Below are 26,256 nucleotides of genomic sequence, written 5' to 3'. Positions count from 1 at the left end.
CAATATCATTCTTTTCACAGGGTTATTTTCACACAGCAATTATCATATTACAAGTTGTTGTTTATCCTAGTATAATAAGTACCAGGTACTATAAATATTATTTCAGGCGAAAGGTGTGACTTTCCTATGAATCACCATACACGGTTACAAGTGCTATCCGAATTTCTAACCAAACAACGTGCCAAAGTCCAACCCGAATCCGTTGGATTGCCTCTTGGGATACGTCGGCGAACCCCAGGTTTACGAAGAGAAGAAGTTGCACAACTCGCGGGTGTAAGCACCACATGGTATACATGGCTTGAGCAAGGACGAGATATTAAGGTGTCTGCCTCTGTCTTGGATTGTATTGCCGCTGCCTTGCAACTCACTGCGGATGAACGGAAATACCTTTACTCGCTTGCACTCGACACAGGTTCGAATATTCATGCATTCCAAGAAGAGCTGCCTCAGATCAGCCCCTCTTTACAGCATATTTTGCAGGAGCTTAAGCACTGTCCGACCATTATTTCTGATCGAAGATGCCAGATTGTAGGTTGGAATGCCGCGGCGTCCCATGTCTTTTTAGATTTCAAACGGATTCCAGTCGAGGAACGAAATATGATTCAATTGTTGTTTACTCGCAAAGAATTCAAGAGCCTCGCAGGCAATTGGTCTGAGTTTGTTCAGGGATTCCTGTCTATCTTTCGCACGTATTATGGGCAATATGTCGATGATCCTTGGTATGAAGCATTTCTGCAAGATATGAGGGGTAACCATCCGGAATTCAATCCCTTATGGAATCAGAGTCAAGTGAGCTCTGCGCCTGATGTGATCATCGAATTCAGGCATGCCAAAGCAGGCAAGATGCTGTTCCATCTTACCTCTCTACAAGTGCAGGGAAGCAGCGATTTACGATGCAGCATCTATACCCCTGCACCCGAATCAACAACAGCGCTTAAATTACAGAAGTTGATGAATCCGAAGCATCCGTCTTTGGAAGCCGAATCGTAAATGTGAAGTGACCTGCTTGATGCTGGAATGAAATTGTTCCCCCATGCAGCTCAACAATATTTTTGGTAATCGACAGCCCGAGACCTGAACCGGTCTGTATGGAAGACGAGCTTCTTGCATCGTCCACTTTATAGAATCGTTCAAAGATATGCTGTTCTTGATCCCTTGTGATGGGTTTTCCATCATTCTCAATCCTAATGATTACATCGGAATGATACTGTGCAAAAGATACATGAATAACACCTGGTTTGATGGAGAATTTGAGCGCATTGATAAGTAGATTATCGATCGCTCGGATGATTTTTTCACTATCCATGCTTGTGAATGCAGGATCAGAACCTAATTCCCATGTCAATTCAACATGATGTTCTTGTGCAATAGGTTCGAATTCCACAAGCATTTGCTCTAGAAGCTCCCGCACATCCAATTGCACATATTGGAGCACGACTTCACTGGAAGTCAGACGCGTATATTCGAATAAATCATCGATCAAATGTTGTAATTGAATGGCTTTTTTGTACGTGTTCTGAATAAATCGCTCTTGCTCGGCTTCATCTTGATAGGATTTGTTCGAGAGCAAATCCAAGTAACCAATAATACTTGTTAACGGCGTTCGTAAATCATGCGATATCCCTGTAATCAGTTCCATTTTCGCCCTTTCTTGCTGTCGCTCATTCTCTTGTTGAATCTGAAGCGATTCTGCCATGACATTAATACTCTCAGCCACTTTACCTAACTCATCTTTTCGTTTTACGGGTACTCGGTAGGTTAAATCCCCTTGGGAAATGACATGAAGACCATCAGCCAAGCGCATCACATATTGCACGATCGAACGCGAAAATAAGAAGAAGAGAAAAATGAACAAAACAACAAACCATACAAGATCCAGATAGGCAATATAGGCAAAAGTAAAGGCAAATTGATCCTTAATATTATCCCATAAGATGAGGATGATTGAAGTTGCGACCAAGCTTAATACATAGCGCAACAGAAGTGCGCCGCGGATACTCTTTTTGATATTCAATAAATGAATAATTCTACTTATCAATTTTATAGCCAACCCCCCACACCGTTTTGATATATTGCGGACGGCGAGGGTTCACCTCGATTTTCTCGCGCAGATTACGGATGTGCACCATCACCGTATTATCAGAGAAGCCCGAGGCTTCCTTCCACACCTTCTCATAGATACGATCGACATGAAAGACTTGACCCCGGTGACTTGCGAGCAGCTCTAGAATAGCAAATTCAATCGGTGTCAAGCTAACTTCTTGATCTTTCACCTTGACCTGGTGCTGCGCGCGATCTATAACCAGATCTTGTACACGAATGACATCATCATTCTGATTGGGCGCTTCGGTAAAGCTTTGGCGGCGAAGCTGCGCCTTGACTCGTGCAAGTAATTCAAGCGGATTGAACGGCTTCGTCATATAATCGTCTGCACCCGTTGTAAGGCCATTGATTTTATCAATATCCTCTTCTTTGGCAGAGAGCATGATGATCGGAATCTTCCATGTTTCTCGTATTTTCATACAGGTACGAATACCATCCAATTGGGGCATCATTACATCTAGAATGACAAGGTTCACAGTTTGCTGCTGTAATATGTCAAGTGCTTGAAGGCCGTCCGCAGCTTCAAATACGCTGTAGCCTTCATTCCTTAAATATACATGAATCACGTCCCGAATCTCAGGATCGTCATCAACCACCAATACTGCCGTCATTCCGTGCCACCTCGCTTAGTAATTTTGAGTATAACGATAGCAAGAGATAGGACGAATATCAACCATGCTAGGTACAGACCATACTGTTGTATCATATGACTTACGTTTTGAATGTAATGACTCGCGAACTGGCCGATACTGAAAAAAATTCCCGTCCATAAGAGGCCCGCGGTAGAAGAATAGACAACATACTTGCGATAGGGCATGCGATTCACACCCACAAGATAGGGAACGATATGACGCACACCAGGAATGAAATAGCTCATCATCAGTGCAGCCGTGCCATATTTGCTAATCAGACGCTCTGCTTGATCGATATAACGCCGCAGTTCCTTCTTCTGTCGAAGTCGATCTAAAATGGGTGATCCGATCCTGCGTCCCACGATGTACCCTATGGATAGTCCTGTAATTACGCCTAAATACGTAATGAAAAATGCAGGCATCGCATGCAAAAGACCACTATGACTCACAGCGCCACCGGTCATCACAATGACTTCATCGGGAATCGGCATCCCGACAATGCCGAGCCACAGCGCGAAGAATAATGCAGCATAACCATAATCCCCAATCCAGTGCAGAATTTGGTCCATTATATAACCCCACTTTTGCGACAGACATATACGAAAGCAGGAGGCAAATTCAACGGTACGATCTGGATCGATTCGATCTCGGAATATCGAGTTAACTCTCTTTTCATTTGTAACGAATATTGGAATGCAATGAATTGTCCGCCAGGCTTCAAGGCTTGAAATATTTGATTCATAAGCTCTTCACGCAGTTCCGGAGAGAAATTGAAGAAGGGCAGCCCGCTGAGAATACAATCGAAATAGGATATCCCTTGCATCTGAACAGCATCGACTAATTTCGTCGCATCTGGATAACATTGAAACGTCGGATAATTCGTTTGTAATCGACTACGCATGAGGCCATCTTTTTCAAAAAGAGACACATTCGTTCGGGGACCCACCCTCTCAGCAAGATATTGTGTTATCGCTCCTGTACCCGCACCAAGCTCACCAATCGCTCGTACGTCATTCCAGTTCACCGCCTTTAACATCCGCTTGGCTAAAAATTTCGAACTCGGTGTGATACTGCCAACTTCCTTCGGATTCCCCATAAATTTCTGCAAAAATAACCATTTATCTTCAACCATATTCATGTTGATCCACTCCCACATAAAGTCTTATCCAGACCAGACTTTGAAGAAGCATTCGGTCTGCTGTAAGTCTTATGTTATCTCGAATTTCTGAAGGCCATGAGGGAGAAAAACTAAAGAATTTCTGAAGAAAAAACGGCCGCCCTCCGGATTGTCCGAAAGGCGACCGCTACAGGTCCAATATTTTACGTCTAATACATTAACAAATACATGTCTTACGCTTGATACCTAAATTGCCCTTAGCTTCAACTTTCTTCATATACTCGGATGCCAATGGCACCTTGCATGCCGTCTTGCCCATCTCGACACTTACTTTGCCGATCTTCTCTGCCACTTGCATCGCTTCAACATGCAGTTCTTTAACCGTAGTACCCACAGCGATTACGAAGCTATTCATCGTATATCTGACACGATTCCGCTCGGTGTGAATGACATTCTCGATATGTCCCAGCAGCTGGCGCAGCTCTTCGAGATCAAGCAGCTCGTCGGGTGTAATCATCGCATAACTCGCGAATGTGCTCCACCCGCAAGTCGCAACCAGTTCATCTGGCGATTGAATCCATTCTCGTGCTAATTCCAAGACAAACGGTGTCTCCGCCGCCACATTGGCCACGGTATATTCCGCGAGCGCATGCCAGTTGGCTTGCTGTACCCAGGCTTGCAGCTTGTCCTTCGTCATTAATTTCGGGTCCACCGTTAATCCTGCTAAGTACATTGCATCATAATTTCCCGTATCATATAACGCCAACGCGAGTTCTTGGTCTTTTTTCACAAATTTAACGAGCTTCTTCATATCCCCAATTTTCACGCCGAAAAAAGGCTCTTGCGCCCCATGGCGTATATACGTGCTCTTCGTTTGCTCCGTTCCCATCGCTTCCAGCTGCTGCATGACTTCTTCTAATGTCATACGTTCACCTGCTTTCTTGTTTTATATACTAAAACGTTGACGGTAGCCGCATTTCCTGCACAGTTCCTCCACCACTTCACGTCTTGAGAACCCGTCCACTAAATTATTCGCACGTTCACTCTCAATAATTTCGGAGAAACTTGTCTGGTTCACATTCCCTAGATTAATAACACCCTCACCATCTAGGCAACAAGGAATGACGGTACCATCCACAAGAATCCCCGCTTGATTACGAAGACCGTGACAGAACCCTGGCCCTTCAATTTCGTCTGCATGCAGGCTTGGCCATTGAAATTCATGATCCATGTTGATATAGACACGATCGGCGATCTTCACCCCGCTGCCGCGTTCGAATTGCTCCTCGATTTTATAATCCAGATTAAATTCTTGCTCAATCATCTCCAGAATTTCACGATTACGGCTGCGCTCCACATTCGTCGCGTTATCTTCATTCAAGTTCCATAGTCGGAGTGAAAATATAATGTTCGTCTTCTCTAATGCTTCTTTCACAAAAGCGAGAACCATCCCCACATATCCCTCTTTGTTCTCGGAACCCTCATGTCCGTCAAAGCTGTGCAGCGAGAAATTCATCTGCCGTAGCGCAGGCTTCGTAAGAAGCTTTTCCTTATTTTTGTGCAATAAGGTCCCATTCGAAGTGATATTCACTTTGAACCCTTTCTCATGACTGATATCTAGCAGCTGATCGATTTTGGGATGCAAGAGCGGCTCCCCTTTGACATGAAAATAAATATATTCCGCATGGCCTTGAATTTGATCCAGTATATTCGTGAACGCATCCACCTTGATGAAATTCGCCTTACGCCCCGTTTGAGGACAGAAAGTACATGCGAGATTGCATACGCTCGTTATTTCGATATAGAACTTTTTGAACTTTTTCACATCATTGTCTCCGTTTCTACCCACGTGTCTCTAATGTCCAACGTTTCATCCCTTAATCATGACATAAATGAATTTAACATTTCAATATTTAAATTTTCTCATCTCCCTCCTTATTTTCAGCAAGTTTCTTGATCCTTTACAAATATTAAATATTTCTTAGGTTGAGTTCATAGTTTGTTCATACCCTCTCCTTATAATTGCCCTTGTAACTAAACGTTACATGACAGAAAAGAGGTGAGAAAGTGAATACGACGCTGCAATACCGAAATGAATTGAAGTTTTTTGTTCATCCGCACCAATATATGATTCTGCGACAACGATTGAAACACCTCATGAAGCAAGACAAACATGTCGGGCCGACGGGGGAATACCATATCCGGAGTTTGTATTTTGATGATCTGAATAATAAAGCGCTGCATGAGAAATTGGGCGGGATTCGGGATCGGTCCAAATATCGGATTCGGATTTATAACAAGGAAGACAGCATCATTCATTTCGAAAAAAAGATTAAATTCAGAGATTATATCGCCAAAGTCAAATTCCCGTTGACAAGAGACATGTATGATTCCATTATTGCCGGGAATTACGAAGTATTACACCATCCTGACCACGCACTTATGATGGAAATCTATCATGAAATGAACCACAATCTGCTTCGGCCCAAAGTCATCGTTGACTATGTCCGAGAGCCTTACGTCTGCGAGAACGGTAATGTTCGCATTACCTTTGATAAAGAATTGCGTACAGGTCTGCATGCCATTGATGTGTTCGATAGAAACCTGAAACCTGTTCGAGCGATCGATGAGAACCTGATGATTCTCGAAGTCAAATTTGACGAATACCTTCCGGCCTATATCCAAACCGCTCTACAACTCGAAGGTCTGAACCGTCAGTCGGCCTCCAAATATGTGATGTGCCGCAAATTTCTGAAATATAACACTTGGGAGGATTATTAAACTATGGACACAACAACATCGAATACCTCAACCACGTTCTCGGATGTGATCAAGAAATCCGTCATGTCAAATTTCACTTCGGACATCAGCATTTCCAAAATTCTCATTACCTTAGGGATTGCCTTCCTTATCGGATTCTTCATTTACACCCTATATAAGCGCATATTCAGTGGGGTCTTATACTCCAAGAGCTTTAATACTTCACTTATCGGCATGACCATGATTACCGCCACCGTGATTATCGCGATTAACTCCAATTTAGTATTATCCTTGGGTATGGTCGGCGCATTGTCCATTGTTCGGTTTAGAACGCCGATCAAAGACCCGACAGATCTGATCTTTCTATTCTGGGCGGCAGCAGCGGGGATTGTAACAGGTGCAGGCTTCTATATGCTAGCCATCGTCTCTTCCGTCATAGTGGGCTTGATTCTCTTCTTCTTCGTTAAAGGGGGGTCCGCGGAAACGCCGTACTTATTGGTCGTCAATATCGACGGAGACGGGACGGAAAAAGAAATCCATCAGCACATGAATACATCCGTTAAACGATACAATGTCAAACAGAAAACCGTTACCCCTGACAATATTGAACTTACCCTCGAAGTCCGCTTACGGGATCAAGAAGGAACATTCGTCAATCAACTCTCGCAAACGCCAGGCGTGAAGAATGCCGTACTGATCAGCTACAGCGGAGATTACGTATCCTAAGGAGCAGGTGGTGTTCAACATGAAAACTAGAAAGATATCCATTCTGTTATGTATCTGTGCGATTCTTCTGACGCTCGGGTTAACTGGATGTGCTTGGAATAGCACCTCCTCTCCTGTTTCATCGACGGAGGTAACCGAGGATGGTTCCATCGCAGCGAAAAATGAACAGCCATTGGATGAAAAGGTATTTCCGAAGGATAAAGTGATTGATGTCAAAATCACCGTCGATCCTGATGATTTTCAGGACATGCTGGATCATGCCAGCCAAGAAGAATTCAAAGAAGCAACCGTAGATTATAACGGACAAATATTGAAGAACGTGGGCATACGAACCAAAGGAAACCTCAGTTTATCCAGCGTTGTCAATTCGGACTCCGATCGATACAGCTTCAAGCTATCCTTTGATGAGTATGTGAATCAAACCCTCAATGGAATCAGTAAAATTAACCTAAATAACAACTACAGCGACGCATCGTATATGCGTGAATTCCTGTCCTATGAGCTGGCCGAGGCCATGGGTTTACCTACACCAAAGTTCTCGTATGTCAATGTGTATGTGAACGATAAACTCTGGGGATTCTATCTGGCTGTGGAACAGATTGGGGACGCTTATCTCGAACGCAATTTCGGGAACGCATACGGCGCGTTGTATAAAGCAAACGGCGGTACCGGCAGTGAATTAAATTGGCTCGGAAATTTGAAATCTTACACGGGGCTTGATTTGAAGTCAGCGTCCTCGAATAACGATGTGCTTCTCACGATGCTGGATGTATTAAATAACGGCTCCGATTATGAACGCGTACTTGACGTGGATGAGGCGCTGAAATACATCGCCTTGAATGCCGTCGCAGGCAACATGGACAGCTATTTGTCCGAGAAAAAACACAACTATTATTTATATGAAAATAAAGGGATATTCTCCGTGCTGCCTTGGGACTACAATATGTCGTTCGGAGGATTTGGCGGATCCGGCATCTTGATCGATGAACCTACATCAGGTACCCTCGCCGATCGGCCGCTGGTTGCAAAACTGCTGCAAAATACAGCCTATAAGGAAAAGTACCATCACATCGTCCAAAATATGCTCGAAGGGTATTTATCCAAGGAACAATTCGCAACGCGGATTCAGCAAATTTCAGACATGATCTCAACCTATGTCAAAGCCGATCCCTCCGCCTTCTACACCTACGATGAATATGAGAAGGGGGTAACCCAAGTCGTCTCATTCAATACAACGCAGACCGAAAATATCGCTAAACAGCTTGATGGGACTAAAGCCTCCTCAGGAGACGGGTCTGGCAGCGGAAGCAGCGGCTTCGGCGGAGGTGGAGGTGGCCGAGGCGGTCGCGGTGAAATGGGCGGCGATATGCCTGCTATGGCTCCGAACAGTAATGAGGTTGGGGTTAACGGGCAAGCTCAGCAAGATGCGAATGCTAATCCGCAAAACAACGGCCAAACACAGCAAGACGCGAACGCTATTCCGCAAAACAATGGCCAAGCTCAGCAAGACGGAGATGCTAATCCGCAAAACAATGGCCAAGCTCAGCAAGGCGGGATGGAACCTCCTGACGGCTTTGGAGGTGGCGGCGGCCAACCGCCTAATGGCGGTCCAAACGGTATGGGCGGCGGCGGCCCAGGCGGACCGCAAGGCCAAGGTACGCAGCAGCAAGGAAGTGCAACAGAAGCAATTGCAACAGGTGTCGCCATTGTCATTCTCCTCTTGTCTTGTGCATTCGTGGTATTCTATAATCGCAGAAGACTCTAAGGATATTGACCTGTATGAACCATCCTCCGGGATTGTTCTCGTAAATCAAGCCTTTTCAAGCGAGGGGATGAAATGCACCAACATAAGGGCACCATTGGCATTATCGTTCTAATTCTAATGATATTAGCCGTCATCTTCTTGGTCGAATGGATCAAAGCAGATGCCAAGCATCAGCCGAAATCGATCGTCACGACCATCCATGGCGATGCTCGAACAAGCCGAGCGTTTACTTGGTATACCGTGAATCCGAACGCAGATACAGTCCTTCAGTTGATTCAAGGAAAAGATCCCGCAAATTGGAATCAGGATCAGGTCATGACGGTTCAAGGTTCAACGACCACGATAGAGACATCAAAAGGAACATGGCAAGGCGTTCATAAAGTTACTGTAACGGGTCTTGCACCTGGGACGGAATACTCCTACCGCGTAGGAAGCGGTAAATCTAACGAGTGGAGTGATCCTGCGCAATTTCTAACGGAAGCCGACGACACAGAAGCCTTTACATTCATTCATATCACGGATTCGCAAGGAACGACCGAACAGGATTTCGATCTATGGGGAAAAACGTTAAATCGTGCATTCCAGCAATTCCCTGAAGCACGCTTCATTGTGCATGGAGGAGACTTAACCGAAGATCCGGACAACGAACAAGGATGGGACTATTTCTTTCAGAAATCCCGCACGTGGCTGCAACAAATCCCGCTTCAACCCGTCACGGGCAACCATGAAGAAATCAATGAAGATGCGGAGCGATTCACTTCACACTTTATCGTTCCGGACAACGGAGCGGAGGATTCCACGCCTGGTACGAACTATTCGTTCGATTATGGTAACGCGCATATCACTGTCCTGAATACGGAATCGAATATTGACGGTCAGACCGAGTGGCTGCGTGCGGATCTTGCAGCTACGGATAAACCTTGGAAAATTGTTGCCATGCATCGGCCCGCCTACGGTGGAAATATCACAAAAAATCTGAAGGATTGGGTAAAGGTGTTCGATGAATTCCAAGTCGATCTTGTTCTGCAAGGTCATAATCACGAGTATATGCGGTCCTATCCCCTGCGTAACGGGAAAATCGTGATGGAAGAGGATCGCCCCGTACAGCATCATGAAGGTACAGTCTACGTCGTAACCAATGCATCAGGTCCCAAATTCAATAAGCAGAAAAAAGAGCAATTCTACCACAAGGTGCATTTTCAGAATGAATCGCAAATGTTCGCAGGCATTACGATAGATCATCGAACGCTAACTTTTCAAGCCTATGACGTGGAAGGAAATCGATTAGATTCGTTCGTTATCCAGCACGATGAAGAATAGTGAACGTTATGTGAAGGCCATCGATCGCAAGGATCTATGGCCTTTCGCATCCGATCCTGTGGATTGAACTTCTGAACAGCTCCCTATATAATAGCAATGGTAATCTTAGCCTAGCCACTATCTTATAGAATCTGGAGCGATCAACTCATGTGGACCCTTATATTTTTCATCGCACTTGCTGTATTTTGCGCAAGCTTGGGCGCATTGTTATATGCCGTATTTTCGAAAAACAAGCTCCGGCTGCTGTTCTCTCTTTTGACAGCCATCAGCTATATCCTACTCCTTTTCGGCGGAATTAAAGCCATTGATGATTATAAAATACGTCAGGCCATTAGAGAATATAGAATCGAGCAGGAGCTTGGTCAACAGCCATCCATTAAAGCCTCGCTCGGAAAGACTTATCGAACGCTGACGGTGACCGCAGAACCTGTGGAATCGATATAAAAAACGAAGGGCCACAGATCTAAATGATCTGCGGCCCTTTGCATGTAGCTTACTTTTGTACGACACGGATACGTTGCAATGCTTCCTTAAGATCCATATGTGTAGCATCCAGACGATCATGCAGGTCGATCTCATGCACCGGCTCCACCCAGCCAAATCCATCTGCATCAAAACGAGGGAATACATGCATATGGTAATGACCTAAATCATTAAATGAACCTCCGTTTTGCATGATCGTAATGCCGTCCGGTTGGTAGCAGGCTTTCAAGGCACGCGACAGCTCAGCCGACGCGATCATGATCGCTAGGGCAGTTGCCTGATCCAGTTCGTCGAGATCCTGAACATGATGTTTAGGTAGGATCAGGATATGACCTTCATGAATCGGGGCGATATCCAGAATACACGTGAGCAGATCATTTTCGTAGATGACGTACGTCTCTGTAAGATGGTTGGCTAACCGGCAGCCAAGACAATCTTCCTTTAACATCCGAAAACCCCTCCTCATTTACCCATGAATCGCACGAACTAAATGATCCATACACCATAGCCAAGCAGCTTCATCCTCTAAACCACTTATGCCTCGGTCAGCGAGTATCCAACGAAAGCCTAATCATATCACGACATGGAATACCATCCTCGATAATATCCTCATCATAGTGTTTGACAAAAAAATCAATATCCACACCTGTGATACGGAAACCGCAGGCTTGATATAGGCGAAGCTGCATCATGCTAGAATTCCCGGTTCCAATCTCAATGGTGGCAGCGTCTAGGTTCTTAGCTTCCTCAATAGCCTGGTACACGAGTTTCTTCCCGATCCCTTGCCCTTGGTATGCCTCATCAACGGCAATGTTCACAATTTCGATGGTCTCAGGGCGCGTCTTCAATAAGACGAATTCACCGACGCACGAATCCCCCAGATAAGCTAAGAAACAATACCCTCGTTGAAAATAGGAGTCAATCACTTTTCGGGACGGGTCCGCGAGCATTAATAATTCATAAGGGATTTGATGATGCTTGATGTCATAAGGTACAATCTGTAATTCCATTTCAATACTTCTCCTTTAGCCTTTTTAAATCCGTTCTACGGTCATAATACTACAATCTGGAAATCATGCCTACAAGATTGTAGATTATAATCGTAGGATTACACTTGATCCCAATCTGGACTCCCTGCCTGATTTTTTCTCCACAAAAAAAAGACATGTCCCTAAAGAAAAACTCTTTAAGTTCATGCCCAGCCTCGCCAGTAACACACTTTACTTCTTCCCTCGATTCGTTACGCCGAAGGGGACATGGACGGAAGGAACGATTCGCGCAGCGTCGTGATGACACGCTCATGTGCCGGTGCGTTCCTTGCCGTCACAATCGCAACTCGGATTTTCGGCTTATATGCGGGATTGGCATTATTTTTAGCAATTTCGCGGCGTTGAAGCTTCGATATCTCCTGAAAGAAGCGGAGCAATGGACCCGCAGGCAACGGTTCTAACGCGTTCGTTCGCTCATGGTCATGAAACAAGCCGATCGCCCCTTTTTGATACACCGATTCGGCTGAATCATCGGCAATAATTCCATCAAAGTCAAAGGCTACGCGTAACTCATCATCCTCATCATCATCGATGAAATCCGTTGGATATATACAACCGGCCGGCAGCCCTCTTTGCACCGCTTCCTTCACATCTTCCGGATTCCCTGAGAGAAATAAGGAGGCATTGAAAGCCTCGATATATTCGAAAGGATTATTCCCCGTTACGAACGCTGCGCGGCTAATCGGCAACCCGTAATGCTCAATGGATTTGAACACGCGAAGTCCCGTATCCGGATCATTACGAGATAACAGAACGACCTCAACTGGCTGCTCCTCGGCATCGATACTTAATAATCGCTTGATAAGTGGATAAGCCACACCGGTGTTTAGTACCACCTGTTCATGCTTGCGTTGATATTCCCGATAGGCATCTTCTCCATGTTGTTGGAACTCTTGATCCGACTCTGTCAAATCAAATAAAGCGCTTGAAGCTACAGCGATGACAAATTTATTTTCAATTTCGTAGGGCATACGTGCGTCCTCTCATTCATCCAAATGCTTCGTACAATTGTACAGCTCACAAGTCCAAGCGCGGTCAGAGTACAGCAAACTCGTTACCGAAGTATTTTTAATCGATTCATGCGCATAGGAGGTTGGAAGCAGGGCTTTAAGAAGATGCCGAATAAACGAACCATGACTTACGATGAGGATATTCTTACCTGGATGTTCACGAAGGATATTCTCCACAAAAGATGTTCCTCTCGCCGTCACCTGCTCCGAGCTTTCCATGCCAAGATCTTGTGTTCGCCAACCCTCGCCCCATCGCTCAATCCGTTCGGCTACTGTCGTCCCTTCAATCAGACCGCCTCCTGCTTCGCGAAGTTGATCCTCAAAAAGTAAAGGGATCGAACCTATTTTTGCAGCGATATGTTCAGCGGTTTGCCTTGCTCTTCCGAGTGGGCTCGTTATGATGATATCCCAAGGTTCTGACTGCATCCGCTCACCTAATCGTGCCGCTTGAAGCAAGCCTTCCTCATCCAGCGGGATATCCGTACTCCCTTGTGCTCTGCCTTCTTTGTTCCAAGCTGTACTGCCGTGCCGTATAATTCCTAATCTCGTCATGCCGATTCCCCTCTCGATCCAGTCGTAACTTGTACATCTATCCCCTTATTATACCCATTCATCTTTGGTATGGAAATTGCTGCTCACTACCGAAAAAAGACCAGCATGTTCGTTTTATAATTTCTTAGGGATCATGTCCTCGTAGAAGATCATATGGTCTTTCTCTGCTTTGTAAAAATCCAGCCGATCTTGCAAGGTTCCTGAATGGAATTCTAAGCGATGACCGTCTGGATCGAGGAAATAGATCGATTTCCGATCCCTTTCATCTCGTACGCGACCAGGTAATACTTGCACAGCGTACCGCTGTAATCGGTCCAGCATCGGATCGAAATCATCTTCATGAAGGGTAAAAGCCATATGCGTATAGGTAAGATTTGCGTGCGTGCGATCTATGTCTTCTTCATTTAATGCAATCCAAAGACCGTTCAAGTCAAAATACGCAAGTTTCCTTCCTTTAACGAGCAGCTTCGCTTCGAAAATATCTTGATAAAACGCGATCGATTTATCTAGATCTGAAACCGAAAAACATATATGATTCAATCCCTCTAATCGCATATTAACCTCCATCGCATGTATTGCCATACTCGCTTATAGATGAATAACAAGGCTCATCCAGATGAAAAAATCGAGGAAATCTCGCTTAATAACTGTTACAAATTAGATAAATGAGGTGTGTCCAAATGATCGAAGGTTTATATGAAGCTCATTTGCCTGTCCGAAATCTAGCCGTGTCCATTGCATTCTATAACCGACTCGGTCTCAAGCTCGCTTGGCAGGACGAAGACTCCGTGTACTTTTGGATCGTTGAGGGGGAGAGCTGGATTGGCCTATGGGAAGGCAAGGAGATGGAAACACCCTACCATCCTGCCTTGCGGCATTTTGCGTTCCGAACCACCTATGACAAGATAAAGCAATCCGTAACATGGCTAAATTCTCTTGGTATTCAGGAGCGTTGGCCTTTATCTGTCGATTTTACATGGGAAGATTTCGAATAAGACTAGCGCAATGTTTTCTCGAACGTTACTCTATGAAAACCCTTCGCGAAATAGTCTTGCTCTTCATTCGTCTGCGTAAATCCAAGACTGGAGTAGAATTGAATTGTCCCTCTATTCCCAAGATGCCCCAACGTGAATAGAATGGTTTGGTCCTGCCCACGTTCCTGTATACGGGAGCAAACGATTTGCAATAAGCCTTTGCCTATGCCCCTTCTTACTCTATCTGTTGAAGTCACCACCCCTACAATTTCGTAGATTCCCAGTTCATCATTATATATGAACCCCGTGTGACCCACGACGCCGAGCTCCGCATCTTCAGCAACCCAATATTCTGACTCACTTGTCTTCGCGGATACATAATCTGACCAGCGAGGCGGATACCGGTCGATCACAAAAGATGGGAACTGCAGCGGATAATCGCTCATCAAGCGCTGGACAGAATCCTGGTCCTGCATGGTAAAAGGACGATAATGTAGGGTCATCCTGCACACCTCCTAGAAATATTCCTTATTCTATACTCGTCCACGTGGTTCGGACATAACCCAATCGCATGCCGGCCCGCTCCATATTCCGGTGACTCTGCGATAAGAAGCTGCATTGTCCGACAACGAGGTCGCATCCCTCACGTGCCGCTCCTTCTATCCTCTTGTATAGCAAAGCTTGCTGCAATCCCATCCTCCGGAACTCGGGTAATGTCGCTGCGAAGGTTAACGAAGTAACTTTATTCTTCATATGCATCACGCCCACTGCAGCCGGTACCTCACGAACATAAGCCATGAAGAACTTCCAATTTGGTCGATAATAAAGAACTTTATTATTCGCGGCGACGTAAGGAATCCCATCTAAGGACAATCCAGTCCCGCGGCAATGAATGTTTGCATAAATTTCGAACTCATCTTCCTGTATTTCATGGATGATTACATCTTCCGCTTTATTTTTCACTTCCATCGTTGGTTGGATATATAACGACGCATGCGTGCCAGATGCATAGAAACCTCGCTTAGCCAAATGCTGCAGTATAGGCTGTTCTGCTAACGAAGGAACAATTTCAAACTGAGGCTTCCGATCTCGACGCTGGTAGAACGAAAGAATAGCATCTATTGTATCTGCATCTTCATTTCGAATCCCCTTTACGGTATTGAACGCCGGCCAAGGCATCGTTTTACTATAAAAACAGGTTGCTTGTCCGATTTGTACGACTTCCACACCTTCAGGGTTATTCGGCCGTTCAGAGATGGCACCCATTCGGTCAGCCATATAATCAATCTCGGATTGCTCAATACGCTCCATCAGCTCGATAGACGGTATTATCGTAGACATATTTCACCTCAAGATCAATTGAATTACAATTTCCGAACATATTCCTTATGTGTTACTTGATGTTCCTGATCCCATTCCTCGAAAATTTCAAACGTCCCCTCTTCAAAAAATAACGGGAACCTGCGCTTGAACCAAGGTTGCATTGGTAAATCTAACGCTTCCTGGATCGGCACCCATAGCAATTCGCCTTCCGGAGGATGTTCAAGCAGTTCGCCTTCAAAGGATGTCGCAACGTAGTTGAACACCATATACCTGAAATTCTTGTCTGGATCTACAAACTCGTCCAAACCTTTATAGATCAGGTCCTTGACGATAAGTCCCGTTTCTTCATATACCTCTCGGGCTGCACCCTCCGATAAACTTTCAGGAAAATCTACTTTTCCTCCAGGTCCGATATAGCCCGGAAAACCGCGTTTACTTGGACGGTTGATGAGCAATACCCGATCTCCATCCCGGACGATACACATGGTGTATAAGGCAACCTCGATGGTCTTCGTAGCTGTCGTCATGATAGATGTACTCCTTTATCTTTCAATTCATGCCCGGATTGTTGCCGCACGGGATAGATGATCACCCAACAATCGCGGTACTCTCCTTCATGCCATTCGTGCTTAGGAAGGAACCGATGCTTTACAAACCCGCACTTTTCGTATACGTGAAGTGCCCTCGTATTCCATGCCTGCGGGTCCATGACAAGGGTATCCGCATGTTCCGTTGCTGAAATAAAGTGAATCATAGACTGGATCAATTTCGTCCCAATGCCTTGGTTCCAGTATGCTGGCTCACCAATAAACTGATCCATGCCGATGACTTTGCCTTGGGTTTGTTCGAGACCGTATTCTTCCCGTTCCTCGCCCTCGACTTCATAATATTGCACATAACCGATGGCATTCCCTTGATGTTCGAGGATACAAGCATGGATACCGTCCCGATCTTCGTAAAAATGCTGTTGAATCAACGCTTCATCATGCGGGTTATCTCTCCCTTCATAATAAGCCAATACCGTTGGATCGCTTAACCATTTCAGTAAGATGGATGCATCCTCCACGGTTAGGGTTCTTAAGGACAACTCATCTTGCTCCCAAAGCTTCATCCAAGCACCTCTATTCCATATTACCGTCTAAATTTTCCAAGACAAAAAATTTGCCGTATTTTCAACTATCCCTAGTTTACCAGAATTTTGTATGTGCTCCTAGATTCATTCTTTTATCTATATAAAAAGAGCTTGATCGAAACGGCATGTATCCGTTCTAATCAAGCTCCTATAGATCCAATCAAATTTACGCTGATAAAGCTGCCTTCAATGCTTCCAGATTCTGACGCATGATTCCCAGATAATCCAAGTTATTCGCTAGATCCTCATCTGTTAAGCCTTCAATTGGGTTCAAGACGGCCGTCTTCGCACCGATTTCTTTGGCAATGGTATCTGCAACTTTCGAGGAGACCAACGTCTCGAAGAAGATCGTCTTCGCATCATGTGCCTTTGCGAATGCCACAATGTCAGCCATCTGCGAAGCGCTTGGTTCTTGATCTGGAGACAATCCTGCGATAGGGATCTGTGTCAGCCCATATTGCTTCGCTAAATAACCGAACGCAGCATGCTGCGTAATAAATTCTTTGCGTTTCACGTTCGCAAGCCCATCTTTGAAATCTTGGTCTAGCTGCTCTAATTGGGCTACATAAGCGTCAGCGTTTTTCTTGAATCCGTCTTTGTGTCCAGGAGCTGCTTGCGCCAGACCTTGCTCAATGTTACGTACTTCTTGAATCGCCAATACAGGAGACAACCATACATGAGGATCCAATCCTCCATGATCATGTGCGTGATCGTGTCCTACTTCAGCTGTACCCTCGTCCTTATGATCGTGAGCTGCAGCTTCTCCATCATGAGCGTGCTCATGATCATGCCCCTCTTCCTCAGACGTTGATTCCATGATGTCCAGCCCATGACTGGCCTCCACCTGAACAAGCTGTTTATTGCTTAAGCTTGCAAGAACTTGATCCGTCCATCCTTCAAGCCCAGCGCCATTATAGACGAAGACATCGGCTTCCTCCAGCTTCTTCATATCTTGCGGCGTTGGTTCCCAGTCATGTGGTTCGATTCCCGCCGGAATCAATGATTCTACGTCTGCTAGATCACCTGCGACTTGCTTCGTAAACTCATACATCGGATAAAAACTGACCTGTACCTTTATTTTGTCATGTGAATCCGTCGCTTCCACAACCGACGGTGTAGGCTGGCTATCCGACTTGGCACTGCATCCTGTCAATACGAGACCCAGACTAAAAATAACAACCGACATAAATCTTAATTTCCCCTTCATCAATCCAAACGCTCCTTTTCCCCTTTTACATGTGTTGTTGAAGTAATTCTTGACGCATATGGCTTTTACGCTTTGTCATACGAGCTTTAATTTTCTGAAATCCGATCCCTACGACCAGGAATACCAGCAGTAACAGCGCAATGGTCCCCCCAGGCGGTGCGTTCAAATAATAAGAAGACGTTAATCCGCCGAAAATGCCCAACCATCCGAAACCTACAGCGATCAGAACGGCAGATAGAAATCCGCTGGATATTCTTAAGGCTAGCGCCGCAGGAAGCACCATCAAGGAGGACACTAGCAGCACGCCGACAATCGGCATAGCAACGGCTACCGTCATCCCCGTCACGACCGAAAACGAAAAGGTTAATGCCCGAACTCGAACACCGCTGATTTGTGCCGTCTCTTCATCAAAGGTTAGGTGGTATAACGGGCGTCTCCATACGATAAAATATAAAACCCCGATGATCGCAACCGCGGCGATACTCCATAATTGAACAGAACTTACCGCGACGATGGACCCGAATAAATAAGAGCTAAAGCTTTTATTCATATTCGATTGCAAGCTCATCAATACGATCGCAAGGGCTAGCCCTGACGTCATAATAATCGCGACGGGGACTTCACTGTAGGTTCGATAAGACCGGCGCAATTGTTCGATGAGAAGACCTCCGAGCACCGCGAAGACGAAACCTATGATCATTGGATTCCAGTGAAGCATTGAACCCAGCGCAACGCCGGCTAACGATACATGTGACAACGTATCCGCCATCAAGGCTTGACGGCGTAACATCAGATACACGCCTAAGACGGGTGCGATGATGCCAATAAAGCCTCCTGCCCAAAACGCACGCTGCATGAACTCGTAGTCAAACATTGCCACACCTCGCTTTCCTTTCGCTCTAATTGAATAACCCGGTCCAAAAACTCACTCGCTTCATCCAACCCATGCGTTACCATCACGACAGTCATGCCATGCGAACTTACGTAATGACGCATTAATTGGTAAAATCCTCGCCGGCTCTGCTGATCCATTCCTGTCGTCGGCTCATCCAGAATCAGGACATTTGGGCGCTGTGCGAGCGCTCTAGCGATACACACACGCTGCTTCTGCCCTCCGGATAGTTCGCCAATTTTACGACGACGGTAATCCCACATGCCAACCTGCTTCAGACTCTGTTCGACGATGGCCTCTTGTTCCGCATTCCATTTACGAAATAGACCGAGTCGAGCATAACAACCCGATCGAACGAGTTCTATGACTTTACTTGGAAATCCGCTATTGAACGATGCTACCGTCTGCGGAACATAACCGATTTCGAGCTTACCCCCTTGAAGCGCAGAATCATTCAAAGTTACCGTCCCGCTCCATGGCTTCAATAACCCCAGCATGAGCTTGAGAACCGTCGTTTTTGCAGCGCCATTCGGGCCCGTAATCCCTAAGAACTCTCCTTGGAACATGTCTAGCGATAACTGCTCTACAACCGGCACGTCACTATACCCATATACAACGTTCCGCATCGAGGATAACAACATAACCCATACCTTCTCTCCATTCCCTGATTGATCTCGATTCCCGGTGAATTGTAATTTTCTTTAATCGAGAGGTATTAATCGTAATTATTACGATCTTATGTCAAAAAAAATATCATTATGCTTTAACGATACTCTCAATCGGCCAAGGCAGCGGATTCTCAAATTGCGACCAATCCTGCTTCAGCTCCGTATCATCAACAAGACAGGTATCCAACTGTGCTTCGATATCCGCCGCATTCATACTAATCCCGATAAAAACCAGTTCATTGATGCGGTCGCCCCACGTCTCATCCCATTTCTTCCTCATGTCGGGTTCCGTACGAAGAACTGCCTCCTGCTCCTCCTTCGGCATCGAAGCTAACCAATATCCCGCAGGACCAAATTGAATGGATGCACTCGCCTGGCTCAGAGTCGCAGCAAAATCGCCTTTCGCAGCGATCCAGGCAATGCCTTTCGCACGTACAACTTCTTCAGGCCATTCCGTCATAAAATCTGCTAGCCGCTGCGGATGAAAAGGTCTTCTACGTCGGTAAACAAATGAGCTGATGCCGTATTCATCCGTCTCCGGGGTATGACTCTCTTTCTGCAATTCTTGAATCCAACCTGCTGACACACTCGCCTGCTCAAAATCAAACAACCCGGTATTCAGGATCATCTTAGGATCGATCTTCCCTTGAACGGTGCGTATCAATCTCGCATGTGGCTGTAGCTTACGCAGTACGCCTTCAAGCTCATTCAAATGCACTTCGTCAACAAGATCACACTTGTTTAGCAGCAATACATCACAGGTTTCAATCTGATCAATGAGTAGATCCACGACGTCCCGATGATCCTCTTCTCCAACGGCTTGATTCCGATCCAGTAACGTCTCCCCCGAACCAAAATCATTCCAGAAACGATGTGCGTCCACCACGGTAACCATGCAGTCAAGTTCAGCTAAAGTCGTCAAATCGATTCCAGAGTCTGGATCCGCATAACTGAACGTCTGTGCCACAGGTACAGGTTCACTAATCCCGCTCGATTCGATAAGAATATAATCAAATGCTTGATCCTTTGCTAAACGAGCCACTTCGCGCAGCAAATCTTCACGCAACGTGCAGCATATGCAGCCGTTCGACATTTCCACAAGAGATTCTTCCGTTCGTGAGAGATTCGTCCCTGAACGGACCAAATCCGCATCGATATTCACCTCACTCATGTCATTCACAATCACGGCAACCCGCAGCCCATCTCGATTGTTAAGCACATGATTTAACACTGTAGTCTTCCCGGAACCCAAATAACCGCTAAGCACTGTAACGGGTATTTTCTTATTTGCCATACATTTGCTCCTCGCTTTTTCTTAATAGTAATCATTACGATTTAACTCTACATAATATAAAAGATGCTTAACAAATTTGTCAAGCACAAACTTTTTTTATGACAGGTTTCACGAAGCCTCTTAGACGAAAACCATCACCAATGGGAGTAAAAAGAGCGTGTAAATCAGCACATTTTTAACCCAAGAATTCGATGGTATATGCTCGCAATCGCAAGCTTCCCGAACCCCTGTCACAGACTGGAAAGCCATACAACCTTGATACATTCCCATCATCAATAGCCCGATCGCTGATATTTTTACATAGACGCTCATGTTCGGCTCGGTCAACAGAGAAAGTGAATTCGTCTGCACGGCGAAAATAATGGCTAACGAGTAGCCTGATAAGATCAGCCCACGAACGACATAGTGGAGTGCAAGCCTTTTGGATTCTTGCATGAGAACACACACCTCATCTTTCTTACAAAATCAGAAGAAATCCCTCTTCCACAGCAGCCTACATCCCCCACACATGCCGTTCTATGACATTGGCACCCACAAATACAATCAGGATGATGAGCAATGCCAGTATGAGCACGAATCGCCAACGGAAAACCGATAAGAGCATCAAGGTGCTTTTGAAATCGAGCATAGGTCCGAACACCATGAACGTCAGTAACGATCCTGCTGAGAACGTGCCTGCAAACGACGAAGCCACAAAAGTATCTGAGGTAGAGCATAGAGAAAGCACGAATGCGAGTCCCATCATAAAGACATGTGAACTTGCTCCGCCTTGTCCAATCGCAAGCAATTCATCTCTTGGAACTAATGCTTGAATGGAAGCTGTAACGACGGCACCGAATATCAAATACTTCCCCATATCAAAGAATTCACTACCCGCATGCTCCATGACAGACAACCATTTGTTCCCTTGAACATGTGTATGAGATACTTCCGGACTTGTCGTTGCATATAAGGTCGCAGCGCTATTTTTCATCGGATTCTTTCTCACAAAATAATAGACATATAATCCGATGCATAGGCCGACGAATAGTGCCAGTCCCATTCGAGAATAGACCATTTCAGGCTGAGAACGAAATGCCGTATACGTTGCTGCAAAAACAACCGGATTCACGATGGGGCCTACAAGTATAAACACGACACCGATATATAGCGGCATTCCCTTAGCAATCAATCGACGTACCACCGGGATCATACCGCACTCACAGACAGGAAAAAGCAAGCTCAGTAAGAAGGCGAACAGTATGCCCAGCAATGGATTCTTCGGTGTCATTTTCCGAATCCAGGCCTCCGAGATAAACATCTGCATGAGCGAAGACATGATGACTCCTAGTAGAATAAAAGGAATAGCGTCCAGCAGGATGCTGAATAACATCGTCTTAAAATCTTGCAAAACCGTGAAATCAGGAACGAGCAACGTGGATCTCCCTCCTCTTTATCTACGTCATTCCAGATTCAAAACAGGATAACATCGTTCAATCCCATTTTTTAATCGTAATTATTACGAATTTAGCATAGTCATAAATAAAGCCTGATTCGCACCATAGGTATGATATGAATCTTCCATCCTATGACTGCATCTAGCTTTAATATAATATTGAATTGGAGAATTTATGACATGAAAATTCCAGTGATGATCTTGAGTGGGTTTCTAGGCAGTGGCAAAACAACCTTGCTCCTCCGGCTATTGCAAGAGACTAAACGGCTGGGTATGCAGCCAGGGGTCCTCATAAATGAGTTGGGACGTCAAGATGTGGACGGACATATTCTGGAAGGATTTCACCCAGGCAGCATTCAGAAACTTCTGGATGGCTGTGTGTGCTGCAGCAAAAAAAACGAGCTAGCAGGCAGTCTGCAAACGCTGCTTCAGCAAAAGCCGAGCATCGTGTTCATTGAACTAACTGGGGTGGCGAATCCGGAGGAAATTACCGATGCTTTGACAGAACCGGGATTAGTTCGAAGCTTTGAACTACAGCAGATTATTACGGTGATAGATGCCGAACATGCGTTGGATTACAACAGCATCTTTGCAACAGATCGACAACTCGTGTATACGTTGCGGCGGCAAATGGAAGTGGCTGATTTGATTGTGTTAAATAAGACCGATCTTGCCCCTCAGCATCAAATTCTGAAGGTCGAGAACATGATACGCAAGCATAACGAAAAGGCACGCATTCTTCCAACTGCGCACAGCCGGATGGACGTGAACCCATTTCTTCAAGAAATTTACGAACAGAGAAAATCCTCGAATACGATGGCAACACCTGGGATACGCACTATTCATATTGGCAAACAAGCCGTGATGGAACGTAGTGAAGCCAAGCGGGTACCTTCAACCGCCCAACCTTCGCACACCCGGTTGTCGACTTTATGTCTGGCATGCCCTCCCCATCCTTCACTTACAAAGGAAGCCGTAGAGCGTTTTCTCGGACAGTGGAACAAATCACTGCTGCGGGCCAAAGGGTATATCACGATCCCCTCCCATCAACAAACCTATCTGATGCAGCTTGCAGGCAAACGGGTATATTGGGAACCATCCAGCTCAGTAAAAGATCCCTACCTGGTTTTCATTGGTATTGATCTTCCCACCGAAGACATCCAACAGGCGTGGAACAAGCTGTATCCTTCATCCTTAGTCTAGCAATTCTCTAAGATATTGCTTCCGATTCTCGAGGAATCTGCGGGTCACTTGATAGTGATCCGTGTCTTCAAATCGGATGTGTTGGATAGGATTGGCGTCAAAGCTATAGATCTCTGCATTCGGATACCCTAACAGAATGGGGGAATGCGTTGCAATAATCAGCTGTGCGCTCTTCTGAAGTTCATGGATCATGCTTAAGAAAGCGAGCTGCTTCGCTGGTGACAACGCGGCTTCCGGCTCATCCAACAAATAAATACCGCGTTGACCGAATCGATGCTGGAATAACGAGAAGAAGGATTCGCCATGCGACTGCGCAAGTAGTGATTTTCCGCCATAAGACGCGTACGCTCGCCTATCTTCCTTCGCCAATTCATCGATATGGGCCGCAAATTGATAGAAAGACTCCGCTCGCAAGAAGAATCCTTGCCTGATTTTGGGCATCCACGATAAACGAATATAGTCCCCGAGCAGCGCTCCCGAATCCGCTAATTCATACGTATTGTTCTGGCTGCCTCCTGCCGTATTAAATCCGCATTGATAAGCGATGGCTTCCAATAAGGTAGATTTCCCTGAGCCATTCTCGCCGACGAAAAACGTCACGTTACGTGTGAAAGCTAGCCGATCCAAATGTACGATCGACGGAATATTAAATGGGTATTGATTCGGTGTCGTAATTCGATCATGAAGCTTCATCATTTCACGTAGAAACATTGCGTAACCTCCTCTCTTCCTGCTGTTAACTCGTTACGGATAGATCTTCTCGCCCCGCTCCAACATGCTCACGAACTGTTGCAGACGCTTATGCCGGGTCTCCGGTTTCTTGGCGCTCTGAAGTCGAAATAGGATTGCATACCGATTCGTACCATTCAATGTTTCGAAGAAGGCTTTGGCTTTGGGATTTTGGTTCAACTCCGCTTGTAAGTCCTCAGGAATCGTCGCTTTACTCTGTGGAGCATAGGCTGCTTCCCATCGTCCATCTTGTTTCGCCGCTTCAACGGCTTCTAAGCCGGCAGCCTGCATTTTCCCTTCGGACAGTAAACGCTCTGCTTTATCACGATTCACCTGCGACCAGATACTCTTCGGTCCGCGCGGACTGAAGCGTTGAATCCAGTAGACTTCGTCGCATGCCTCCTTCTGGCTGTCAATCCAACCGTAACATAACGCGACTTCTAACGCCTCTTCATAGCTGGGTGAGGAACCACCTGCATTCTTCTTCGCTATTTGTAAGCGAACACCGGTAGAAACCTTATGATTGCCTTCTAACCATTCCTCCCATGCCGACTGATCTGACACATGCAATACCGGATAAGTCACAGATTTTTTCACCATACCATGCCCTCGATTCTTATGATTTTCGATTACTGGTTTATCATGCAATATGACGGATTATTTCCACAAACACTGTGATTAAACATTCTAGCGAATCTCCTAACATAACGAAAATGACGCTCAGGTTACCTGCAGATTCTGCTCTGGACGGCACAAGAAGGCGTTGAGTGCTTCACCTAACTCGGCTTGGTTCTCTAGCTCGAGCCATTCCTCAAGAATATGAATATAACTGCATGCGCTGCCCTGCACGTAACTATATATAATTTGCGCATGATCAATTTCATCGCGGTTAACTTCGTTCGATAATCGGGCTTTCTCTGGCTTGAAATATTCGAGAATCAAGCTTTTTACCTTTGATTGCAACCTGCCCATCCCTGCTGAATCAACATTGTGTTTTTCGTGGTAAATAATGGAATTTCTATTAACGAGAAAGAGCTTTACGGTATCTTCGTTTAAATTTTCAAGGATTACAAGATTTTCATTTGTTTTGCTGAACTCTGACACTTTCTTTTTATTGATAAGGATGTTAACTGTCTCGATATAGTCCCTATATTTCGCAGCCGTTTCAAAATCATATTGCTCTGCAGCCGCTAGCATTTTTTGCTCCAATTCTTCGAATAGACTTCGATTCGTCCCATCAAGCAGAGCGATGAATCGAGCGATGATGTCATTGTATTGCTGAACGGCATCCCCACCCAAACACATCCCTAAGCACAAGCCTAACGAATAGTTCAGACAAGCCCCCTTCGTTGTATTTGACTGATTACAGGCGATTCGAAAGCACTCTTGAATCCCTTGAATGGCCTTGTCCAACGTAAACTTGCTTGCGGTATAGGGCCCGAAATAATAGCAGTCGTCCCCATCACTCGTCGTATGGGTTGTTGCGATACGGTGCAGCCCTTCATTTCTTTTTATTTTGATATAAGTATAGGCATGCGGGTTTTTCATCTTCTTATTGTACATCGGCTTTAGTTCCTGGATTAGCTTGCATTCCAGCATGAACGCCTCAAACTCTGTATCTGTGACGATGTGATCCAGGCTTCTGATATGGCTTGCAAGCTTTTTGACTTTCTGGGAATGCGATTTGGAGTTATAAAAATAAGACTGCACTCTCTCCCGCAGATGTTTGGATTTGCCGACATAAATGATAGAACCTAGGGAATCTTTCATCAGATAAACGCCTGGCGTCGAGGGCAAGTTGTGTACTTGATCCATGAGAAGCATATCTAGCGCCCCCTATCATCTGTTATTAGCCTTATGGCTCAGGCCCATTATAGCATGT

Annotated in this window: 32 protein-coding genes; 8 read left to right on the top strand and 24 right to left on the bottom strand. The window is 45.5% G+C overall.

Going from position 1 to position 26,256, the window contains the following annotated elements; genetic code table 11:
* Positions 1-126 precede the first annotated feature (126 nt).
* On the top strand, positions 127-990 hold the full coding sequence (locus tag BVG16_RS02745; RefSeq protein WP_078496987.1) for a helix-turn-helix transcriptional regulator: 864 nt from the start codon (positions 127-129) through the stop codon (positions 988-990).
* On the opposite strand, the gene BVG16_RS02740 is transcribed toward BVG16_RS02745, so the two are convergent.
* The 6 genes from BVG16_RS02740 to BVG16_RS02715 all read right to left on the bottom strand — a co-directional run bounded on the left by BVG16_RS02740 (position 935) and on the right by BVG16_RS02715 (position 5,677).
* The gene (locus BVG16_RS02740) at positions 935-2,038 is read right to left on the bottom strand and encodes a sensor histidine kinase (RefSeq protein ID WP_078496986.1); all 1,104 of its coding nucleotides are present in this window, start codon (positions 2,036-2,038) and stop codon (positions 935-937) included. The genes BVG16_RS02745 and BVG16_RS02740 overlap by 56 nt on opposite strands.
* Complete coding sequence (locus BVG16_RS02735; RefSeq protein WP_078496985.1) at positions 2,028-2,714, bottom strand: response regulator transcription factor; 687 nt, start codon at positions 2,712-2,714, stop codon at positions 2,028-2,030. The genes BVG16_RS02740 and BVG16_RS02735 overlap by 11 nt, the downstream gene beginning before the upstream one ends.
* Entirely contained in the window at positions 2,711-3,304 is a 594-nt protein-coding gene (locus BVG16_RS02730; RefSeq protein WP_078496984.1) for a DedA family protein, read from the bottom strand. Before BVG16_RS02730 ends, BVG16_RS02735 begins: the two co-directional genes overlap by 4 nt.
* Positions 3,304-3,867 (bottom strand): class I SAM-dependent methyltransferase, encoded by a 564-nt coding sequence (locus BVG16_RS02725; RefSeq protein ID WP_078497271.1) that lies wholly within the window; start codon positions 3,865-3,867, stop codon positions 3,304-3,306. Before BVG16_RS02725 ends, BVG16_RS02730 begins: the two co-directional genes overlap by 1 nt.
* A 202-nt stretch (positions 3,868-4,069) precedes the next feature.
* Positions 4,070-4,777 carry a DNA alkylation repair protein gene (locus tag BVG16_RS02720; protein WP_078496983.1) on the bottom strand — a complete coding sequence of 236 codons (708 nt, stop codon included), beginning with the start codon at positions 4,775-4,777 and terminating at the stop codon, positions 4,070-4,072.
* Positions 4,778-4,798: 21 nt separating this feature from the next.
* Positions 4,799-5,677, bottom strand: coding sequence for a radical SAM/SPASM domain-containing protein (locus tag BVG16_RS02715; RefSeq protein WP_078496982.1), 879 nt, complete (start codon positions 5,675-5,677; stop codon positions 4,799-4,801).
* A gap of 242 nt (positions 5,678-5,919) precedes the next feature.
* Between BVG16_RS02715 and BVG16_RS02710 the strand changes: the two genes are divergently transcribed.
* The 5 genes from BVG16_RS02710 (at position 5,920) to BVG16_RS02690 (ending at position 10,867) form a co-directional block, all read left to right on the top strand.
* Positions 5,920-6,633 (top strand): polyphosphate polymerase domain-containing protein, encoded by a 714-nt coding sequence (locus BVG16_RS02710; protein ID WP_078496981.1) that lies wholly within the window; start codon positions 5,920-5,922, stop codon positions 6,631-6,633.
* 3 nt (positions 6,634-6,636) lie between these two features.
* On the top strand, positions 6,637-7,338 hold the full coding sequence (locus BVG16_RS02705; protein WP_078496980.1) for a DUF4956 domain-containing protein: 702 nt from the start codon (positions 6,637-6,639) through the stop codon (positions 7,336-7,338).
* Positions 7,339-7,357: 19 nt separating this feature from the next.
* Positions 7,358-9,103 (top strand): CotH kinase family protein, encoded by a 1,746-nt coding sequence (locus BVG16_RS02700; RefSeq protein ID WP_078496979.1) that lies wholly within the window; start codon positions 7,358-7,360, stop codon positions 9,101-9,103.
* Between the two features lie 72 nt (positions 9,104-9,175).
* Positions 9,176-10,423 carry a purple acid phosphatase family protein gene (locus tag BVG16_RS02695; RefSeq protein WP_078496978.1) on the top strand — a complete coding sequence of 416 codons (1,248 nt, stop codon included), beginning with the start codon at positions 9,176-9,178 and terminating at the stop codon, positions 10,421-10,423.
* A 147-nt stretch (positions 10,424-10,570) separates the two neighbouring features.
* Positions 10,571-10,867 (top strand): hypothetical protein, encoded by a 297-nt coding sequence (locus tag BVG16_RS02690; RefSeq protein ID WP_078496977.1) that lies wholly within the window; start codon positions 10,571-10,573, stop codon positions 10,865-10,867.
* 49 nt (positions 10,868-10,916) lie between these two features.
* Here the strand turns inward: BVG16_RS02690 and BVG16_RS02685 are convergent, their stop codons facing one another.
* The 5 genes from BVG16_RS02685 to fosB form a co-directional block, all read right to left on the bottom strand.
* Entirely contained in the window at positions 10,917-11,354 is a 438-nt protein-coding gene (locus BVG16_RS02685) for an HIT family protein (RefSeq protein WP_078496976.1), read from the bottom strand.
* A gap of 97 nt (positions 11,355-11,451) precedes the next feature.
* A complete protein-coding gene (locus BVG16_RS02680; RefSeq protein ID WP_078496975.1) occupies positions 11,452-11,916 on the bottom strand; it encodes a GNAT family N-acetyltransferase in 465 nt (154 codons plus the stop codon).
* A gap of 230 nt (positions 11,917-12,146) precedes the next feature.
* Positions 12,147-12,926, bottom strand: a complete 780-nt coding sequence (locus BVG16_RS02675) for a 5'-nucleotidase (protein WP_078496974.1) — start codon at positions 12,924-12,926, stop codon at positions 12,147-12,149.
* 12 nt (positions 12,927-12,938) lie between these two features.
* Entirely contained in the window at positions 12,939-13,517 is a 579-nt protein-coding gene (locus BVG16_RS02670) for a histidine phosphatase family protein (protein ID WP_078496973.1), read from the bottom strand.
* A 114-nt stretch (positions 13,518-13,631) separates the two neighbouring features.
* Positions 13,632-14,072, bottom strand: coding sequence for a metallothiol transferase FosB (fosB, locus tag BVG16_RS02665; RefSeq protein ID WP_078496972.1), 441 nt, complete (start codon positions 14,070-14,072; stop codon positions 13,632-13,634).
* Between the two features lie 125 nt (positions 14,073-14,197).
* Here fosB and BVG16_RS02660 point away from each other — a divergent pair, with 125 nt between their 5' ends.
* Positions 14,198-14,512 carry a VOC family protein gene (locus tag BVG16_RS02660; RefSeq protein ID WP_078496971.1) on the top strand — a complete coding sequence of 105 codons (315 nt, stop codon included), beginning with the start codon at positions 14,198-14,200 and terminating at the stop codon, positions 14,510-14,512.
* A gap of 2 nt (positions 14,513-14,514) precedes the next feature.
* Here the strand turns inward: BVG16_RS02660 and BVG16_RS02655 are convergent, their stop codons facing one another.
* The 10 genes from BVG16_RS02655 to BVG16_RS02610 all read right to left on the bottom strand — a co-directional run bounded on the left by BVG16_RS02655 (position 14,515) and on the right by BVG16_RS02610 (position 22,421).
* The gene (locus BVG16_RS02655) at positions 14,515-14,994 is read right to left on the bottom strand and encodes a GNAT family N-acetyltransferase (protein WP_233146867.1); all 480 of its coding nucleotides are present in this window, start codon (positions 14,992-14,994) and stop codon (positions 14,515-14,517) included.
* 25 nt (positions 14,995-15,019) lie between these two features.
* The gene (locus BVG16_RS02650) at positions 15,020-15,832 is read right to left on the bottom strand and encodes a GNAT family N-acetyltransferase (protein WP_078496970.1); all 813 of its coding nucleotides are present in this window, start codon (positions 15,830-15,832) and stop codon (positions 15,020-15,022) included.
* Positions 15,833-15,855: 23 nt separating this feature from the next.
* The gene (locus BVG16_RS02645; RefSeq protein ID WP_078496969.1) at positions 15,856-16,341 is read right to left on the bottom strand and encodes an 8-oxo-dGTP diphosphatase; all 486 of its coding nucleotides are present in this window, start codon (positions 16,339-16,341) and stop codon (positions 15,856-15,858) included.
* Positions 16,338-16,925 (bottom strand): GNAT family N-acetyltransferase, encoded by a 588-nt coding sequence (locus BVG16_RS02640; protein WP_078496968.1) that lies wholly within the window; start codon positions 16,923-16,925, stop codon positions 16,338-16,340. Before BVG16_RS02640 ends, BVG16_RS02645 begins: the two co-directional genes overlap by 4 nt.
* 187 nt (positions 16,926-17,112) lie before the next feature.
* On the bottom strand, positions 17,113-18,153 hold the full coding sequence (locus tag BVG16_RS02635) for a metal ABC transporter substrate-binding protein (RefSeq protein ID WP_078496967.1): 1,041 nt from the start codon (positions 18,151-18,153) through the stop codon (positions 17,113-17,115).
* Positions 18,154-18,178: 25 nt separating this feature from the next.
* A complete protein-coding gene (locus BVG16_RS02630) occupies positions 18,179-19,033 on the bottom strand; it encodes a metal ABC transporter permease (protein ID WP_078496966.1) in 855 nt (284 codons plus the stop codon).
* A complete protein-coding gene (locus tag BVG16_RS33250) occupies positions 18,955-19,686 on the bottom strand; it encodes a metal ABC transporter ATP-binding protein (protein ID WP_078496965.1) in 732 nt (243 codons plus the stop codon). The genes BVG16_RS02630 and BVG16_RS33250 overlap by 79 nt, the downstream gene beginning before the upstream one ends.
* A gap of 115 nt (positions 19,687-19,801) precedes the next feature.
* Positions 19,802-21,007 carry a GTP-binding protein gene (locus BVG16_RS02620; RefSeq protein WP_078496964.1) on the bottom strand — a complete coding sequence of 402 codons (1,206 nt, stop codon included), beginning with the start codon at positions 21,005-21,007 and terminating at the stop codon, positions 19,802-19,804.
* A 120-nt stretch (positions 21,008-21,127) separates the two neighbouring features.
* The gene (locus tag BVG16_RS02615) at positions 21,128-21,442 is read right to left on the bottom strand and encodes a DUF1980 domain-containing protein (RefSeq protein WP_078496963.1); all 315 of its coding nucleotides are present in this window, start codon (positions 21,440-21,442) and stop codon (positions 21,128-21,130) included.
* 58 nt (positions 21,443-21,500) lie between these two features.
* Positions 21,501-22,421 carry a permease gene (locus BVG16_RS02610; protein ID WP_233146866.1) on the bottom strand — a complete coding sequence of 307 codons (921 nt, stop codon included), beginning with the start codon at positions 22,419-22,421 and terminating at the stop codon, positions 21,501-21,503.
* A 201-nt stretch (positions 22,422-22,622) separates the two neighbouring features.
* Between BVG16_RS02610 and BVG16_RS02605 the strand changes: the two genes are divergently transcribed.
* Positions 22,623-23,645 carry a CobW family GTP-binding protein gene (locus tag BVG16_RS02605; RefSeq protein WP_078496962.1) on the top strand — a complete coding sequence of 341 codons (1,023 nt, stop codon included), beginning with the start codon at positions 22,623-22,625 and terminating at the stop codon, positions 23,643-23,645.
* Here the strand turns inward: BVG16_RS02605 and BVG16_RS02600 are convergent.
* From BVG16_RS02600 to BVG16_RS02590, 3 genes are all read right to left on the bottom strand, one after another.
* Entirely contained in the window at positions 23,637-24,356 is a 720-nt protein-coding gene (locus BVG16_RS02600) for an AAA family ATPase (protein ID WP_078496961.1), read from the bottom strand. The genes BVG16_RS02605 and BVG16_RS02600 overlap by 9 nt on opposite strands.
* A 33-nt stretch (positions 24,357-24,389) precedes the next feature.
* A complete protein-coding gene (locus tag BVG16_RS02595) occupies positions 24,390-24,974 on the bottom strand; it encodes a YdeI/OmpD-associated family protein (RefSeq protein WP_078496960.1) in 585 nt (194 codons plus the stop codon).
* 120 nt (positions 24,975-25,094) lie between these two features.
* Positions 25,095-26,198, bottom strand: coding sequence for a GIY-YIG nuclease family protein (locus tag BVG16_RS02590; protein ID WP_144027269.1), 1,104 nt, complete (start codon positions 26,196-26,198; stop codon positions 25,095-25,097).
* Between the last annotated feature and the right edge of the window lie 58 nt (positions 26,199-26,256).

This window comes from Paenibacillus selenitireducens (genome assembly GCF_002021565.1).
Classification (GTDB): Bacteria; Bacillota; Bacilli; order Paenibacillales; family Paenibacillaceae; genus Paenibacillus_K; species Paenibacillus_K selenitireducens.
Note: the sequence above shows the minus strand (reverse complement) of the source record. Positions and strands in the feature narration are given on the sequence as shown.